Genomic DNA, 17438 nt, shown 5'->3' with positions numbered 1-17438 from the left:
ACTATAAAATGACTTTTCTCTTTCCAATCATATTTAATCCTTCCCCATTTTAAATATTGTATCATCACTAAAAAAGCCAGCAGAAATTTCTGCTGGCTGTTTTTTCCCCTTTATTGACAAGCGACTGCTTGGATTTCTACTAGTGCATTTTTAGGTAATGCTGCTACTTGGAAAGCGGCACGTGCTGGGCAATTTTCTTTAAAATAAGTCGCATAAACTTCATTCATTTGTTGGAAATGAGCAATATCACTTAAATAAATCGTTGTACTAACAACATTTTCTAATCCCATACCTGCTTGTTCTAAAATTGCTTGAATATTTTTCAATGATTGATGTGTTTGGCTAATAATATCTTCTCCTGTAAATTCTCCGGTTTCTGGTGCAATTGGTAATTGTCCTGAAACGTACAAGAAATTTCCTGAACATAATACTCCTTGCGAATAAGGTCCAATTGCTGCTGGGGCTTTATCTGTATGAATAATTTTTTTCATTTTTCTCTCCTTTAAATAAATACATATTTTTTCATTCTCTCACAAGCTTCTTGAATTCTTGTAAATGGTAATGCTATATTTAACCGGATATGAGTTGGGCCATTAAAAATTCTACCATCTTGCCAAGCCACTCCCACATCTGATCCTCGTTTTTGTAATTCATCAATCGTGATTCCATTTTTTTCTAAATACTCCTTACAATCGATAAAAATTACATAGGTACCTTCTGTGTTTGTCACGGATACTCCTTCGAAATGATCCCGAATGAAGTCACAAACATACGTCATATTTTGATACAATACTTCTCTTAATTCTTCTAGCCACTCATAACCTTCTGGTTGATAAGCGCCCATTAATGCATGCATCGATAATACATTCATCACATTATAATGAGACTTACTACCTTTTGCATTAATTCTATCACGTAATAGATCACTATAAATAATATGATAAGCAGCTACTAAACCAGCTAAGTTAAATGTCTTACTTGGTGCATAAAATGCAATCGTACGATTCTTAGCATCTTCAGACACACTTTGAGTTGGAATGTGTTTCACTCCCGGCATCACTAAATCCGACCAAATCTCATCAGAAATGACCGTAACATCATATTTTTGATAAATGGCCATTACTTTTTCTAATTCTTCACGATTCCAAACACGACCTGTTGGATTATGTGGAGAACAAAAAATAGATACATGAATATGATGTTTGCGAATTTTTTCTTCCATATCTTTATAATCGATACGGTAAACACCTTCTTCATCTTTTACTAATGGACTTAATACAATATGATAACCATTATTTTTTAAAACTTCCGTAAATCCTCCATAAGTTGGACTATGCACTAAAATAGAATCTCCTGGCGAAGCAAAAGAAGTTAATGCTGAAACAACTCCTCCTAACACACTATTGTGATAACCAATATGTTTTGCAGTTAATCCTTCAACTTGATGATGAAATTGGTGCCAACGAATAATGGCATTATAATATTCTTTTGGTTGCATAAAATATCCAAAAATCGGATGTTCTAAACGTTCTTTCATCGCTTGAATCGCAGTTGGAACTGTCGCAAAATTCATATCTGCAATCCACATAGGAATTACATCGAATCCTTCCTTGGGTGGGTTTGGTGCTTTACCTGGAATCAATCCTAATCCGTCAACAGCCATCGCATCTTGTCCATGACGGTTTATTTCTGTTGTAAAATCATATTTCATCATATTTCTCCTTTAACCCTCTAGTGTAGTAGTACTAGTATAGCAGAAATCTTCCATTGAACAAAGAAAAGCTTCTAGATTCTATCAAACAAAGAAATAGACTTTTCCAGTCGCAAAATCCTCTGCCACATTGAAAAGTCTATGATTCATTTTCTATTTTCTCATTGAAGAGATAATTCTATATCCTCTTTGTGCGATAAAGTCTGCTACTTCATCTGGATTTTCAGAATCTACATGAAGTACTACTTGTACTTTCCCTTCACGGTGATATACAGAAATTGTATCGACATTGACATTATTGTCACGTAAAACATTTGATATTTCTTCTAAAGGACCAGGTTTATCTTCATTAATTTCGATAAATAAACGAGATCCTGGGGTATTATAACCTGAAATATCAATGAACGCATCCATAATATCTTTGTCAGTAATAATTCCTACTAAGTTTCCTCTTGATTCAAGAACTGGTAAAACGCCAATTCCTTGTTGTCTCATAATTGAAGCAGCTTCTTCTAAGACAGCAGTTGGTTTTACAGTAATGACTTGTTTCAACATAATATCTTTAGCAGTTGTTTTGTTTAATAAGTAATTTAATTCATGCACACTTAAACTTGTTGCCATTGAAGGTGAGTTTTGAGCGACTAATTCAGCTGTTAATAATCCTACTAATTTGTCTCCTTCAACGACTGGAAGACGATGCACATCATGTTCTTTCATTAAATCTAATGCTTTCATAACAGTTGTTGTTGGTTCAACCGTTATTAAGTTTGTTGACATATAATCTTTTACTTCCATGATTATCCCCCTAAATATGCTTTTTGAACATCTTCACTTTCAAGTAATTCCTTACCTGTACCTGATAATACCACAGATCCTGTTTCTAATACATACCCTCTTGTTGCAATCGATAACGCCATTTTCGCATTTTGCTCGATTAGTAATACGGTAGTTCCTTGTTTTTGAATTTCTTGAATGATATTGAAGATTTCTTTAATGAAAATTGGTGCTAATCCCATTGATGGTTCATCTAATAACAATAATTTTGGACGAGTCATTAACGCACGTCCCATTGCTAACATTTGTTGTTCCCCACCTGATAATGTAGCAGCATCTTGATTTTTACGTTCTTCTAAAATTGGGAATCTCTCAAAGATTGCTTTCATATCTTTTTGGATTTCCTCTTTATCATTTCTTAAAAAAGCTCCTAAATCTAGGTTCTCTTTTACTGAAAGTCCTCTAAATACGTGACGACCTTCTGGAACTTGTGCTAAACCTAATGAAACAATTTTTTTAGCAGGTAATTTCGTAATATCTTGACCTAAATATTCAATTGTTCCAGCACTTGGACGTACCAAACCTGATAAAGTTTTTAAAATGGTTGATTTTCCGGCACCATTAGCACCGATTAGAGAAACAATTTCTCCTTCGTTAACAGTAAAGCTTACATCTTTAACGGCTTGAATCATGCCATAATGTACACTTAAATCTTTTACTTCTAACATGATTACTCTCCTCCTAAGTAAGCACGAATAACATCAGGATTTTTCTTAATTTCTTCTGGTGTTCCATGTGCTAATAATCTTCCATATTCTAATACATATAGGCGTTGGCAAATTTCCATCACTAATGACATATCGTGTTCAATTAATACAACTGTTAATCCGAATTGTTCTTGGATTTGCGCAATTAATTTTGTTAGATTTGCTGTTTCTTGTGGGTTCATCCCCGCAGCAGGTTCATCTAAAAATAAAATTTTTGGTTTTGTTGCTAAGGCACGAACAATTTCTAATTCACGTTGTTGTCCATAAGCTAAGTTTTTTGCTTTATCTTGAGCAAATGATTCTAAGTTGAAAATTTTTAATAATTCTAGCGCTTCTTCTTTCATCATTTTTTCTGTTTCATAATAAGCTTTTGTTCTGAATAAACTTGAGAATAATGAATTCCCTTCATGCGCATGCATCGCTACCATTACATTTTCTAATACTGTTAAATCTTTAAATAAACGAATATTTTGGAAGGTACGTGCTAATCCTAATTCTGTAATTTTATTAGGTGCAATTCCATTTAATAATGTTTTACCATTTTCAGTTTCTAATTCAATAGTTCCTTCTGTTGGAACGTATACCCCTGTTAAAAGGTTGAAGAATGTTGTTTTACCGGCACCATTTGGTCCAATTAATCCAATTAATTCTCCTTTTTCAGCTTTAAGAGAAACGTTTGAAACAGCTGATAATCCACCGAAATTTTTTGTTAAACCTTTTACTTCTAATAAACTCATTCTGTTTCTCCTTTCTCTTTTTTCTTCAATTTATTACTTAAGAATGTGCCGAAACGGAATTCCCAAGTTCCTAACAATCCACCTGGACGGAAGATCATAATTAAGATTAACGCTACTGCGTAAATAATCATACGTAATTGTCCAAATGGTTGTAAGAATGTATTAATAATTCCAAGTAAAATTGCTGCTACAAATGAACCTGTAAAACTACCGATTCCTCCGAATACAACAATAATTAATACATCAATTGATTTCATAAATGTAAAGTCACTTGGTGTTACTGTTCCTAAATAAGTGGCTGTTAATGTTCCACCAATACTTGCTGTAGCTGCTCCAATGATGAAAGCTAACATTTTATAGCGAGTAACATTTACCCCCATTGACTCTGCTGCAATTTCATCTTGTAATACAGCATAAGTCGCACGACCTGCACTACTATTAGCATAGTTTAATACTAAAATAGTTGTTAAAACTAACGCAATATAAACAATTGTCCATGTTGTTGTTAATGGAACCCCACTAATCCCTGCAGCACCATTTGTAATTTTCATATTATTTAATGCTACACGAATAATTTCTGCAACTCCTAATGTTGCAATGGCTAAGTAGTCCCCTTTTAAACGAAGTGTTGGTAAACCAACTAAATAAGCAATCACGATTGAAATGACTACTCCAACTACCATACCAGCAAATAAACCAGCTAAACCACTAACCGCTTTACCGATAATAGCAGCACTATAAGCACCAATCGCAATAAATCCAGCATGCCCTAGTGAGAATTGACCTGCAACCCCCAAGATTAAATTTAATCCGACTGCGAAAATAATATTAATCATGATGTTAATAAAAGTACTTTCATAATAGAAATTAATCACTCCTACTTGAACTAACACTTGAAGTAATAAATAAATGACTACTGCAGAAGCTAACCAAATAAGATTTTTCTGATGAAATCGTTGCATGTTTCTCACCTACACTTTCTCTTTAACATTTTTACCAAACAAGCCTGCTGGTAATACTAATAAAATAACAAATAATAGGAAGTAAACTACTCCATCTTTATATGGAGAAAATCCTAAATAGCTAACTAAAGTTTCTAATAAACCAATGACATAGCCACCAATCATAGCACCTGGAATACTACCAATTCCACCTAATACCGCTGCTACGAAAGCTTTCAACCCAGGTACAATCCCCATTGTTGCAGAATACGTATTGTAGTATAAAGCTACTAATACCCCTGCAATCCCTGCAAGACTTGAACCTAATGCAAAAGTAAATGAAATCACTTGATCCACATCAATCCCCATTAATTGAGCTGCATCTTCATCAACTGCAACTGCACGCATAGCTTTCCCCATTTTTGTGTAATGAACAATGAATTGTAATAATGCCATTAAAATGACTGTTGTAGCAAAAATTAAGATTTGCTTCCCATTAATCGTAACATTGCCAAATAAAGTGTAATTTGTTGTTCCAAAATCAGATGGGAATGGACGAATTTCCGCTCCGAATAGATAACTCATTACATTTTCAAGTAAAAATGAAACCCCAATTGCTGTAATCAAAGCAGCAACACGAGTTGAACGTCTTAAAGGTTTGTACGCTACTCTCTCAATTACTACTCCTAAAACAGCACAGCTAACCATTGCTAATAGAAGAGATAAGAAAATATTTAACCCCAATCCATTCATTGCATAAAAACCAACAAACGCACCCATCATATAAACATCACCATGAGCAAAGTTGATTAATTTAATTGTTCCATAAACCATTGTATAGCCAAGTGCCACTAAAGCATAAATACTTCCTAGCGCAACCCCATTGACTAATTGTTGTATCAATAGCTCCATTTTAAGCTCCTTTCTCTTTAAAACCGAATTTTTCTGATATTGTTCTTAATTTGCCTATCATGTGAAAAAAGAGGCGGGGTTCCCCAACTGCCTCTCTTTCCTCAACATTTTATATATTATTGTGCTGAATATTCTTTCGCACTTACTTCTTCACCATTTTGGAATTCGATAACAACTGCTGATTTTAGTGGAGTGTGATCTTTACCCATTGTGAATGTACCAGTAACACCATCAAAATCTGTAGATTCTGCTAAAGCTTTTTTAATTGCTTGAGCATCAGTTGAACCTGCTTTTTCAATAGCTTTCATTAATAATTGTGCTGCATCATAAGCTAAGGCTGAGAATGAATCTGGTGTTGTATTATATTTTTCTTTATAAGCTTTGATAAATTCTTGAACATCTGCATCTGTACTCTTAGCAGAGAAGTGAGCTGTATAGAAGACATTTGTTAAGTTTGCTTTGTTACCCGCTAATTCTGCTAATTTCTCACTTGATAATCCATCTCCACCAACGATTGGTTGAGTAATTCCTAATTCACGAGCTTGTTTGATGATTAAACCAACTTCTTCGTAATATCCTGGGATATATAATACATCAAATGATTTTGATTTTAGTGAAGTTAATACTGCTTGGAAATCTGTATCTTTTGATTGATAAGTTTCTTTTGCAACAATTTGTCCACCGATTTTAGCATCTGTATAAGTTTTTTCAAATGCTTCTGATAAACCTTTTGAGTAGTCACTTGCTGAGTCTTGTAAAATTGCTACTTTTGCATTTGGGAATTTTTGGCTTACAAATCCTGCTCCTACAACCCCTTGATAATTATCAGAGAAACATACACGGAAGATGTAGTCATATACTGATTCTGGGTTTTTCGCATCTTTTAATGTAATTCCGTCCCCTGTTGTTGCTGGGAATACAGCTGGAATCTTCGCTTGTTCCATGATTGGAATTGAAACTTGAGCATCTCCTGTTGTTGCTGGTCCGACAACCCCAACAACTTTTTCAGAAACTAATTTTTTAGCAACAGAAGCTACCTCTGTTTTTTCTGACTTGTTATCGTAAGATACATATTTTAATTCTTTATCTAATAACTTTCCTTTTTGTTCAACGGCTAATTTAACAGCGTTATCCATAGCTGAACCATAAGCGGCAACGTTACCTGTTAACTCGAAGTTACCCCCAAGTTTTACTGTGTTACCATTTGATGCACCACCTGCACTACATCCTGCTAAAATTGCTGCTGATACCAATCCTAATCCAAATTTTTTTAAATTCATCATAATCCCTCATTTCATAATCTGTTTTTTTAAGTGATGAGAAGATTATATAATATTCTGACAATTCACGCAATTGTTTTTTTTAATTTTTTTGAAAAATTTTTAAACTTTTTTTAATTGTTTTTTAATTCCTGACAACTTAACGCTTACATTTTGTGAAATCCATCATTTTGATGAAAGATAGATTTCTTATTTCCATAAACTTGTCTTTTATACTACATCAGGAAATCCCATACCTTTACGCAATTTCCCCCATATAAAAAAAGTAGGAATTGACTTCCCGTAGTAGTATCGGTAATAGAAGCCACAATGCTTGTGGCTTCTATTACTGGAAAAATCGAGACCTAGGCTCGATTTTTAGCCATGAGATTCGCGATAGCGAAGCTGCTGGCGTCCATTACTACTAAATTAGGAAGTCTATTCCTACACATCCATTTCTATAAAAATCACCTTCAAATAATCACTCAACGGTGTATGTGGTGCCACTGGAAAATCCATCGGCAATTTCTTCTGGTGCGCTATACGATACCTTCTTCCAGAAGAGCGAAGCCCCTTATGAATCATCTCTAAAAATTGCTTCTCTGAAACATTGGCCGCATTCGTCGACAAAATTAAAGTCCCCTTCTTAGCCGTTAACGGAACTAATTGCTCTACTAACCCTGCATAATCCTTCGCAACCGAAAAAGTTCTCTTCTTTGTACGAGCAAAACTAGGAGGATCTAAGACAATCGTATCAAACGTTAAAGCCTTCTTTGCTGCATATTTAATATAATCAAACACATCCATTACATAAATCTTTTGCTCAGATACATTAATTCCATTTGCCTCGAATTGTTCCCTAGTCTTCTCTAAACTTCGATTGGCAACATCCACACTCGTTGTTTGAACCGCACCACCCATTGCTGCAGCTACAGAAAACGCTCCTGTATAACTAAATAAATTCAAAATGGTTTTCCCAGCACTATAGTCATCTCTTAACAACGTACGAACTTCACGTTGATCTAAAAAGATACCTGTCATCAATCCTTCATCAAGATACGTTGCATAACGAACCCCTTCTTCTTGAACAATCAGTGGCTCACTCGCCTTCACTCCTCTTACAAATTGACTTTCCGGTAATTTATCTTTTGAAGCATAACGAATTTTTTCATAAATACCTCGGATACTTGGAATTGCTTCTTGTAGTTGTTCTACTATCAACTCTTTCCATTGATAAATTCCTGCACTATACCATGAAACTACTACAAATCCATCATACCAATCAATCGTAATTCCACCTAATCCATCTCCTTCTCCATTAAATAGACGAAAAGCTGTCGTACTTTCATCCATCAGTAAAGAAGAACGTTTTTGTGCTGCCTTTTGGAAGATTCCTTTTATAAATTGAGGAGTTAATTTTTCACCATCTTTTTTAGAATAAACCCATCCAATCCCTTTATGTTGAAACCCTACATAAGCCATTGCTAAAAATTCTTTCTTTTCATCACAAACACGAACACATTCGCCTTCTTTTGCTTCGAGAGTTTTTGCTAAATCCTCTTGATTTAATAAAGGAGACCCTTTTTTCACTAATTTAGCTGCTTTCGTTTTTAAAATGATTTCTTTCATAATTCTAATCTCCTTTTTCTTTCTTGATATTTTTTATAACACCAATATCCCAAAACACTTCCCAACGCATTACAAATCACATCATCAATATGAGTGACACCTGTTGAAAATAACCATTGACTAATTTCTATTATAAGAGAGATAGATAAACCAGCCCAAAAAGATAGTTTATAATGACTTTTCTCCTTTAATAAAATCCCACAAAATAAACCCATTGGCATAAACCAAATAATATTCCCAAATACATTATAATATGCTGCAAATAGTGATCCATGTGTAAATAGTTTTACACTATCTACAAAAGGTATCCAATAAATGTCTTGCAAAGGTCGTGGTGAGATCCTCATTAGATTAAAAATACTCGATTGTCGAAAAATCGTAATATTTAATAATACGAGTAAATAAAAAATAAACAAATGAAGATAACTCTCTAATTTCCAATCAATCTTTTGTTTGTGATATTTTCTAAATAAGAGAGAAATCGACCATACTCCCAGCCATCCAATAAAGAATATGAGAGCATGATCGATACTATTCATTAAAAGACGAATCAAAGGGAAATGATTTATTCGTCCGTCCAATAACTGTTCTAGCCATTGATAGATTGGTTCTAATAACAACATTTCCCGATTCATCCCTTTCCTTATTCTTTTTCTTCTTTTCCAGGGAATGTAAGTGTAAATGTCGTTCCCTCGCCAATTTCACTTTCTGTCTGAATTGTTCCATGATGACTGTTCATTAATGAATGAACAATCGCTAACCCAATTCCAGATTCCCCATATTTTGTACTCTTTCTTGAAACATCTGCTTTATAAAATCTTTCCCAGATTGCTTCCACTTCTTTTTTACTAATTCCAATTCCATCATCAATAATTTGCACAATGGCATTCGACTCTTCATTCCAACCTTTAATAAGAATATGACCTTTATCCGTAAATTGGTTCGCATTTTTCGTCATATTCACTAAAATTTGAATAAAGCGATCATAATCCGCATAAACTTTAAAATCTTCTGGACATTCACAACGTAAGTCATTCCCCTTATTTTTAGCCAATTCTTGCAATTGATCGACAACATTTTGTAAAGCTTCTGCTCCTGAGAAATTTTGCTTCACTAATACAATTTGATCGGAACGAATTTTCTCATAATCTAGATTTTCATTCACTAATCGGATGAGACGTTGTGTTTCATTCGTAATTAATTCTAAACTTCGCTCGCGGCGAGATTCAGGAATCATATGGTGAATTAACCCTTCCAATAATCCATTCATCGTTGTTAGTGGTGTTCTCATCTCATGAGCTACATCCATCATTAATTGACGTCTTAAATTCTCTTGTCGTTCAATTTCTTGTTCAGATTTCTGTAATGACTCTGCCATCTTATTAAAGTCCATGACTAAATCATCAAATTCATCTCGTTTTTGAGTCGGTAGCGAAATATCATAATTTCCTTCAGCAATTTCGTGTGTCGCTTTTCTTAAGCGATTAATCCTTCTTGTTTGATAATTGGCAAATAAGACACTCAGAATAACTCCTGCCACTGCTGCTGATGAAAATCCTACTAAAATAGAATTTCGTAATTCTGCCATTTCCGTTTCAATACGACTTAATGGACTAGAAATCGCTAGAAAACCATTATAAGTTTGATTATTAAAAATCGGATAATAAATCGTCACTAAATCAGCTGCTTCACCTACAAAGTTATGCTTTGTTTGCTTCATATTAATTGCAGAACCATCTTGAAGATGTTGTAATTCATCATCAGATAATGAACTTTTAACATTTAATACTGTTGCTGGATAAGTCATTTTATTTTCTTTATCAAAAATCGCAACTCCTAAATGTTCATCTTTCAACAAGGATAAGCTGCTATTAATTTGTTCAGCTGTTAAATCATTTACTAAAATCGCTTTGGCATATCCAAATAGTTGTTGCGACCGTTGCATGAAAATTTTATTCGTCATGACATTATAAAACAATAATCCACAAACAACAACGGATACTAATACAACCGATAAAAATCCTACTAATTGTTGGTAAAAATATTTCATCTTCTAAATCCCACTATCATCAAATTTATATCCTACACCCCATACCGTTTGAATAACATGAGGTCCTACTGCTTCGATTTTTTGACGTAATTTTTTAATATGTGCATCAATCGTACGCTCATCCCCGTAAAATGGATCTTCCCAAATCTTCGTTAATAAGTGTTCTCTTGAGAATACTTGACGAGGATGTTGTGCCATTAAGACTAATAAATCAAATTCTTTTGGAGTCAAGCCATCAATTTTCACCCCATCAATAAAGGCTTCATGAGTTCTTGTATTAATCGAAACATGTTTGGTTTCTATATCAAATTGTCCCGAATTTGTTGGAGTTTCACTAGAAATTCCTCGTCCAATACGACGATGTAATGCTTTAATACGAGCCATCATTGTTAATGGACTAAATGGTTTTGCCACATAATCGTCGGCACCAATTTCTAACCCAATGACTTGGTCACTTTCTGAATCTCTTGCTGTTAACATGACAATTGGTACTTGCTCATTCATTTGACGAATTTGACGACAAATTTGCATGCCATCCATTGAAGGTAAATTTAAATCTAAAATCACTAGATCCCATTTATCTTGATGATTCACAAAGGCATCATAGCCTTCTTTTCCATCATGATAAAACTCTGCTGTCCACCCCTCTTTTTCAAAAAACATTTCCATCATTTCACATACTGCTTCTGTATCTTCAATCATTAAAATATGCATCTTACTTCCCCCTTTTTGGATGATTTCACACTTAGTATACCTTAATTTTATGAATCCGTTAACTAGAAAGTATGAAGATTTTGTGAAGATGAAAAAGAGACGACCGAAGTCGCCTCAGAATTTTCGTTTTATTTGAGCTTTAGTAGTAATTTAATGACGTTTTTTAAAAATTTTCCAGCAAATGATCCCAACAATAATAACGAACACTGTTCCCACAATCATCATCGCTCTAAAATGCTCGACAAAAATAACTCCACTAGGCCTTGGATCTGAATTTTCACTTTCCATTGCCAACACAGTCGAACTTCCTAAAGTTAATACCAACATTCCTAGTAATAAAGTGATTATCTTTTTCATGTTGTTCTCCCCCAATCTTCATGTTCAATCATTGCATCTTACTATTTTATATCGTATATATCGTTGTTATTTATGTATGAAAAATTCACTATTAAAGCATTCTTCCTAGGTCAACAATCAACACTTATGTTTTCATCTACCCCTCCTGTTATATAACTTCTATATTTCGATTCAATTGTACTGCAACAAACACATTTTGTAAACGATTACTTTTTATGAAATACAAAAGAGCCAAGTTCACCCACTTAGCTCTTTCTCATCTATAAACTTTCAATCTTTTTCTTGTAATTTGAATCGTAAAATATTCAATTTATCCATTTGTTCATCGCTCCATGGTGAACGACGTCTGGAGATTTCTTGATATTGTCTAGATAATTGATCTTGCTTTTTCTTACTTCTTTGAATTTCTTTAAAAAATTCTCTTGCAGATTTTCTTAAAGCACCCTTTTGAAAAATGACCCATTGTTCTGCTAAATCACTCGTTGCTACAGACACTTGAATGACTTGCGTATTCATTTCGCTAACTGTTCTCTCAATATATTCATCTGCCGTTTCATCTTCTGCTGTAAAAATAACTTTTACTTGAGAAGATTCAAATGACTGAGTAATGCCAGGAACAAATTGTGCATCAAAAACAATCCACACTTCAACGTGTTCAAATTTTCTAAAATTGGCGCAATGATGGATAAGTAAATCACGAGCACTTTCTAAATCACCTTGTTTTTTTAAACTCACTAATTCAGGCCATGCTCCAATCATATTATATCCATCAATAATATATAATTGTTTCTTCATAAATCACCTATTAATGACGAGAGCGAAAAACTTCATACATCATTAAAGCACTTGCGACACTCGCATTTAAACTTTGAACATGTCCGGTCATCGGAATCGTAATCATCTCATCTACGGCATCTTTAACAATACGAGATACACCTTTTCCTTCATTCCCCATGACAATCGCAATTGGACCTTTTGTATTCCATTGACGATAATCCGTCCCTTTCATATCTGTTCCAAACACCCAAACGCCACGTTCTTTTAATTGTTCAATCGTTTGAGTTAAATTCGTCACACGAACAACGGGAACATGCTCGATAGCTCCAGTAGAAGCTTTCGCTACAGTAGATGTTAAAGAAACACTTCTTCTCTTCGGAATAATAATGCCGTGAACTCCTGTAGCATCTGCCGTACGTAAAATACTTCCTAAATTATACGGATCTTCAATTCCATCTAAAATTAATATAAATGGATCTTCATTTTTTTCCTGAGCCTTTTCAAAGACATCTTCTAAAGTTGCATATTCATAAGCTGCAATTGAAGCAACCACTCCTTGATGGACAACTTCCCCAACGAGATCTTGTAATTTAGCTTTCGGTACATTTTGAATTTGAATCCGGTGTTCTTTTGCTAAATCAATAATCGGTGTAATTTCCTTTCCAGATAAAGCTTCTTGAACCCATAATTTATTCACACGTTCTGGTTGTTGTAACGCTTCTCTTACTGCGTGACGTCCATATACAAAATCTGTGGACTCTTGCTCATTCGAAGAACTTTCCGGTGTATATTTTGGGCGAGGTGCTTTAGCCTCTTTTTTGAAGCCCTTTGGTTGACTTCCTTTTCTTCTATTCGAGTTTCTTTCTTGTCTAGCCATGTTTTTCCTCCACTTGTTGAATACACCATTCGATGACTTCCTCTAATCGCTCTTTTTGTCCACTTAAATATAAATAGCCAATCATCGCTTCAAATCCTGTAGACATACGATAAGTAATAACATCTGCATTCTTCGCCTTTGTATGACTCTTAGCATTTCTTCCACGTTTAAAGTATTCTAATTCTTCTTCTGTTAAAAATGACTCGTTATCCAACATTTGTTGAATTAAACTTGCTTGAGCCTTGGCAGAAACATAACGAGTAGCTTCACGATGCAAGATATTTGGTTTCGTCTTTCCTGTTCTCAATACATGTTGACGAATATATAATTCATAAATACCGTCCCCCATATAAGCTAGTGTTAAGCCATTTAATAAATGCCAATCTTTAATGATTTCCATTATACTCTTCTCCATCTTGTTCCTTGAGCAGTATCTTCTAACACAATTCCTTGAGCTTTCAATAATTCTCTAATTTCATCGCTTCGTGCAAAGTTTTTCGCTTTTCTTGCTTCTAAACGTTCATCAATTAATGCTTGAATGTCATCATCTACTAATTCTTCTTGAACTTCTTTCATTCCAAAAATCGCAAATAACTGTTCAGCTTTTTCTAATAATTTTTCTAAAATTACACGGGATACTATTTCACGTTCTAAATAAACATTCCATTCTTTCACGAATTGATATAACACTGTCATTCCGTTAGCTGCATTAAAATCATCATCCATTTCTTCTTGGAATTTTCCTTCTAATGCTTCAAAACTAGCCCATACATCTTGATCATCTTCTAATGATTCAACTGCCTGTTCTAAACGATAACGTGTATTGCTAAAAGTTGTTTGAATTTTTGACACATTGGCTGTTGCTTCTTGCAGTGAAGACTCACTGAATTTCAATGGTCTACGATAGTGGGCACTTGCTAGGAAGAAACGTAAAATTTGAGGGTCAATTTCTTTAATAATATCGTGAACTAATACGAAATTACCAAGAGATTTACTCATTTTTTCTCCATCTTCCCCCATTGTTACAAAGGCATTATGCATCCAATAACGAGCAAACGGATGGCCTGTTTTTGATTCACTTTGCGCAATTTCATTTTCATGGTGTGGGAATGCTAAGTCTTGTCCACCACCGTGAATATCAATGGTATCTCCTAAATGTTTTGTTGCCATTACGGAACATTCAATATGCCAACCTGGACGACCTTTGCCCCATGGAGAATCCCAACTAATTTCCCCTGGTTTTGCACTTTTCCATAGAGCAAAATCTAATGGATTTCTCTTTTTAGCATCATCTGCACTTTCCGTTCTTTGACTAGCTCCTACTTGTAAATCTTGAATACTTTGATCACTTAATTTTCCATAATCTTTGAATTTTTCAGTGATGAAATATACATCTCCACCAGATTCATAAGCGGCTTCTTTTTCGACTAATGCTTCTACAAAGGCAATAATATCATCCATTGTATTCATAACGGTTGGATTTAAAGTTGCTTTTTTAACGTTTAGAGCTGCTGTATCTTCATAAAAAGCTTCAATATATTTTTTAGAAACTTCTTCAGGTGTCATTCCTGTTTCATTCGCTGCTTTAATAATCTTATCATCCACATCTGTAAAATTCGAAACATAGTTCACATCATACCCACGGTATTCAAAATAACGACGGATTGTATCAAATGCAACCGTACTTCTCGCATTTCCAATATGAATATAATTGTAAACAGTTGGTCCACAAACATACATTTTTACAATGCCAGGTTCTAGTGGTTTAAATTCTTCTTTTTGACGTGTTAAAGTGTTATATACTTGAATCATAATTTCCTCCATATAATTCTGTGATTTCTCGTTCTTCTTTTGAATGAATTCGAACAACTTTAGCAGGTAATCCTACTGCTGTTGTATGAGCTGGAATATCTGATAATACTACTGCTGCTGCACCAATTTTGGCACCTTCTCCAATCGTAACTGGTCCAATTACTTGAACATGAGCAGACAATAATACTCCATCTTCAATGGTTGGGTGACGTTTTCCCGTTTGCTTTCCTGTTCCACCTAATGTAACACCGTGAAACATTTTTACATCATCTCCGATAATCGCAGTTTCACCAATAACGATTCCCATTCCATGGTCAATAAAAAAGCGACGACCAATTTGAGCTGCCGGATGAATTTCAATTCCAGTAAAAAATCGACTAAATGTACTCAGCATACGAGCAAGAAGTCTACATCGGCAAGTAGTATGTAACCAGTGTGCTAGTCGATGCAACACAGTCGCATGATAGCCTGGATACGTTAAAATAATTTCTAAACTACTTCGTGCCGCTGGATCGTTCTTTTTATAGGTTTCCATATCCTCTTGAAAACGTCCCATCTCCTCACTCTCCTTTACTAGTACTATTTTTTTATTATAGCATATTTTCTACTGTTTTTTCGCTTTCTCAAATTAAGAAACAAAAAAACAGTAAACCTTTTTTGATTTACTGTTGCTAAAACTATTATATTCAATTATACAAACTGAAATTTAAAGTGCTATCTTCTTCCATTTTCTGATTTTTGTTCTGAAAGTTCCAAAAGGTGCAACTGTATTCACATGAATAAATTTATATACTTCCCATACTGCTGTTTTAGTTGCTTCATCAGCCCATTTTCTCATATGTGGTTTAAATAATTCTTCCTCACTCAACGAATCAATCATTACACAAATAGAATTAACATTTTCTTTTAATTTTAGTTTTAACTCTTGTATAGATAAATGAGCATAAGTATCCGTAAACCACTGATATAATTCACCAAGTTGATTCCATTTGAATTCATTTGATGGTGTTTTTACTTGCAGTCCATTTCTTTCATCTTTCTCCCATTTAAGAACTAAGCTTGTCCAACCTACCTGATAAGCAAGATTTTCAGCGGGAGTTCTATCGACTTCATCAAATCTCTTATCTTTTAAACTTTCCGGAATATCCTCAAATTCTGAAATATATTTACCAAATGCTTTATTTATTTCAAGTTTGAGTTCTTCTTTATTTTCGTATGCTCTCAAAAGCTCACCTCTTCAACTCTAATTTGTTTCACTCAATATTCCCATGATATTATAGTATATTCTTATCAAGTTTTATAGGTCTAACTCTTATTTTTTTACCTGTGTTAGTTTTCTGTTTTCTTTCAGTAATTTCTCTATACAACTTCTAACTCTTTCAGCTTGTTCAACTTCTTTTCGTAGGTTTTGCTTTCTCCTAAATGTTCTTTGAGGTATTTTTAGCCATGAGATTCGCTTTTGCGAAGCTGCTGGCGTCCTTCGCTATATTACGTAAATCATCCTAATATACATCCCTCATCAAAAAAAGTAGAAAACAGAAAATGATTTTTTGATGCTGCATTAGCAATATAAGCCACTCCATTTGTGGCTTATATTGCTGGGAAAACGCCAAGACGGTTTCACCGTCTTACTCATGACAGAAACAAAATTTGGTATTATACTTACGTTAGAGAACAATACTAATCCGTTCGAATTATTGGGGAATTGTCGTTCCTGTCGGGAAAACTGGATGAACAGGGGTCATGAGAAAACTCGATTATGCTTAGAGCATGAAAATAAAATTACATTTTACCTCCTGTTCCATTGTTCTTTAACAAGTAGAATAGGAGGTTTTATTATGCAAGTAATGCACCCAATATGTTGTGGAATTGATGTACATCAAAAATCCATTGTTTGTTGTATTTTAGATGGTCCTCTAACTTCAAATGAACCTAAAAAATATCAAACAACCTTTGGTACCACAACTAAAGAATTAAAAGCAGCTCTTGATTGGATACTTGAACATCAAGTTACGCATGTTTTCTTCGAAAGCACAGGACAATATTGGATTCCTCTTTTCTAATATCTTCTCAGATTCCGTACTTAGAATTAGTCCTTGCAAATCCGCAACATATTAAAAA

20 protein-coding genes are annotated in these 17438 nt (G+C 34.2%); 1 reads left to right on the top strand and 19 read right to left on the bottom strand.

The window, feature by feature from the left end:
- Window positions 1–110: 110 nt before the first annotated feature.
- From HMPREF0446_RS00100 to HMPREF0446_RS00010, 19 genes are all read right to left on the bottom strand, one after another.
- Entirely contained in the window at window positions 111–491 is a 381-nt protein-coding gene (locus HMPREF0446_RS00100) for a RidA family protein (RefSeq protein ID WP_006703802.1), read from the bottom strand.
- Between the two features lie 11 nt (window positions 492–502).
- Complete coding sequence (locus HMPREF0446_RS00095) at window positions 503–1711, bottom strand: MalY/PatB family protein (RefSeq protein WP_006703803.1); 1209 nt, start codon at window positions 1709–1711, stop codon at window positions 503–505.
- A gap of 153 nt (window positions 1712–1864) precedes the next feature.
- A complete protein-coding gene (locus HMPREF0446_RS00090) occupies window positions 1865–2506 on the bottom strand; it encodes a CBS and ACT domain-containing protein (RefSeq protein ID WP_006703804.1) in 642 nt (213 codons plus the stop codon).
- Window positions 2507–2508: 2 nt separating this feature from the next.
- A complete protein-coding gene (locus HMPREF0446_RS00085) occupies window positions 2509–3213 on the bottom strand; it encodes an ABC transporter ATP-binding protein (RefSeq protein WP_006703805.1) in 705 nt (234 codons plus the stop codon).
- A 2-nt stretch (window positions 3214–3215) separates the two neighbouring features.
- Entirely contained in the window at window positions 3216–3989 is a 774-nt protein-coding gene (locus HMPREF0446_RS00080) for an ABC transporter ATP-binding protein (protein ID WP_006703806.1), read from the bottom strand.
- The gene (locus HMPREF0446_RS00075) at window positions 3986–4951 is read right to left on the bottom strand and encodes a branched-chain amino acid ABC transporter permease (RefSeq protein WP_020991214.1); all 966 of its coding nucleotides are present in this window, start codon (window positions 4949–4951) and stop codon (window positions 3986–3988) included. Before HMPREF0446_RS00075 ends, HMPREF0446_RS00080 begins: the two co-directional genes overlap by 4 nt.
- A gap of 9 nt (window positions 4952–4960) precedes the next feature.
- On the bottom strand, window positions 4961–5833 hold the full coding sequence (locus HMPREF0446_RS00070; RefSeq protein ID WP_211228170.1) for a branched-chain amino acid ABC transporter permease: 873 nt from the start codon (window positions 5831–5833) through the stop codon (window positions 4961–4963).
- Window positions 5834–5958: 125 nt separating this feature from the next.
- Window positions 5959–7122 carry an ABC transporter substrate-binding protein gene (locus HMPREF0446_RS00065; protein WP_020991213.1) on the bottom strand — a complete coding sequence of 388 codons (1164 nt, stop codon included), beginning with the start codon at window positions 7120–7122 and terminating at the stop codon, window positions 5959–5961.
- A gap of 423 nt (window positions 7123–7545) precedes the next feature.
- Window positions 7546–8730 (bottom strand): class I SAM-dependent rRNA methyltransferase, encoded by a 1185-nt coding sequence (locus HMPREF0446_RS00060; protein WP_006703810.1) that lies wholly within the window; start codon window positions 8728–8730, stop codon window positions 7546–7548.
- Window positions 8727–9365 (bottom strand): VanZ family protein, encoded by a 639-nt coding sequence (locus HMPREF0446_RS00055; RefSeq protein WP_020991212.1) that lies wholly within the window; start codon window positions 9363–9365, stop codon window positions 8727–8729. Before HMPREF0446_RS00055 ends, HMPREF0446_RS00060 begins: the two co-directional genes overlap by 4 nt.
- Window positions 9366–9373: 8 nt before the next feature.
- Complete coding sequence (locus HMPREF0446_RS00050; RefSeq protein ID WP_006703812.1) at window positions 9374–10780, bottom strand: sensor histidine kinase; 1407 nt, start codon at window positions 10778–10780, stop codon at window positions 9374–9376.
- A gap of 3 nt (window positions 10781–10783) precedes the next feature.
- Window positions 10784–11494, bottom strand: coding sequence for a response regulator transcription factor (locus HMPREF0446_RS00045; protein WP_006703813.1), 711 nt, complete (start codon window positions 11492–11494; stop codon window positions 10784–10786).
- A 150-nt stretch (window positions 11495–11644) separates the two neighbouring features.
- Complete coding sequence (locus HMPREF0446_RS00040) at window positions 11645–11851, bottom strand: hypothetical protein (RefSeq protein WP_006703814.1); 207 nt, start codon at window positions 11849–11851, stop codon at window positions 11645–11647.
- 270 nt (window positions 11852–12121) lie between these two features.
- Complete coding sequence (locus HMPREF0446_RS00035) at window positions 12122–12646, bottom strand: NYN domain-containing protein (RefSeq protein ID WP_006703815.1); 525 nt, start codon at window positions 12644–12646, stop codon at window positions 12122–12124.
- Window positions 12647–12656: 10 nt separating this feature from the next.
- The gene (rlmB, locus tag HMPREF0446_RS00030; RefSeq protein ID WP_006703816.1) at window positions 12657–13505 is read right to left on the bottom strand and encodes a 23S rRNA (guanosine(2251)-2'-O)-methyltransferase RlmB; all 849 of its coding nucleotides are present in this window, start codon (window positions 13503–13505) and stop codon (window positions 12657–12659) included.
- Window positions 13498–13920, bottom strand: coding sequence for a Mini-ribonuclease 3 (locus tag HMPREF0446_RS00025; protein WP_006703817.1), 423 nt, complete (start codon window positions 13918–13920; stop codon window positions 13498–13500). The genes rlmB and HMPREF0446_RS00025 overlap by 8 nt, the downstream gene beginning before the upstream one ends.
- A complete protein-coding gene (gene cysS / locus HMPREF0446_RS00020) occupies window positions 13905–15317 on the bottom strand; it encodes a cysteine--tRNA ligase (protein ID WP_006703818.1) in 1413 nt (470 codons plus the stop codon). Before cysS ends, HMPREF0446_RS00025 begins: the two co-directional genes overlap by 16 nt.
- Window positions 15301–15873 (bottom strand): serine O-acetyltransferase EpsC, encoded by a 573-nt coding sequence (epsC, locus tag HMPREF0446_RS00015; RefSeq protein WP_006703819.1) that lies wholly within the window; start codon window positions 15871–15873, stop codon window positions 15301–15303. The genes cysS and epsC overlap by 17 nt, the downstream gene beginning before the upstream one ends.
- Window positions 15874–16023: 150 nt before the next feature.
- Entirely contained in the window at window positions 16024–16542 is a 519-nt protein-coding gene (locus HMPREF0446_RS00010; protein ID WP_006703820.1) for a ClbS/DfsB family four-helix bundle protein, read from the bottom strand.
- 613 nt (window positions 16543–17155) lie between these two features.
- Between HMPREF0446_RS00010 and HMPREF0446_RS08210 the strand changes: the two genes are divergently transcribed.
- Window positions 17156–17380 carry an IS110 family transposase gene (locus HMPREF0446_RS08210; RefSeq protein ID WP_020991210.1) on the top strand — a complete coding sequence of 75 codons (225 nt, stop codon included), beginning with the start codon at window positions 17156–17158 and terminating at the stop codon, window positions 17378–17380.
- The last annotated feature ends 58 nt before the right edge of the window (window positions 17381–17438 follow it).

The organism is Granulicatella elegans ATCC 700633, assembly GCF_000162475.2.
GTDB lineage: Bacteria > Bacillota > Bacilli > Lactobacillales > Aerococcaceae > Granulicatella > Granulicatella elegans.
This window is presented reverse-complemented; position numbering and strand designations above follow the sequence as displayed.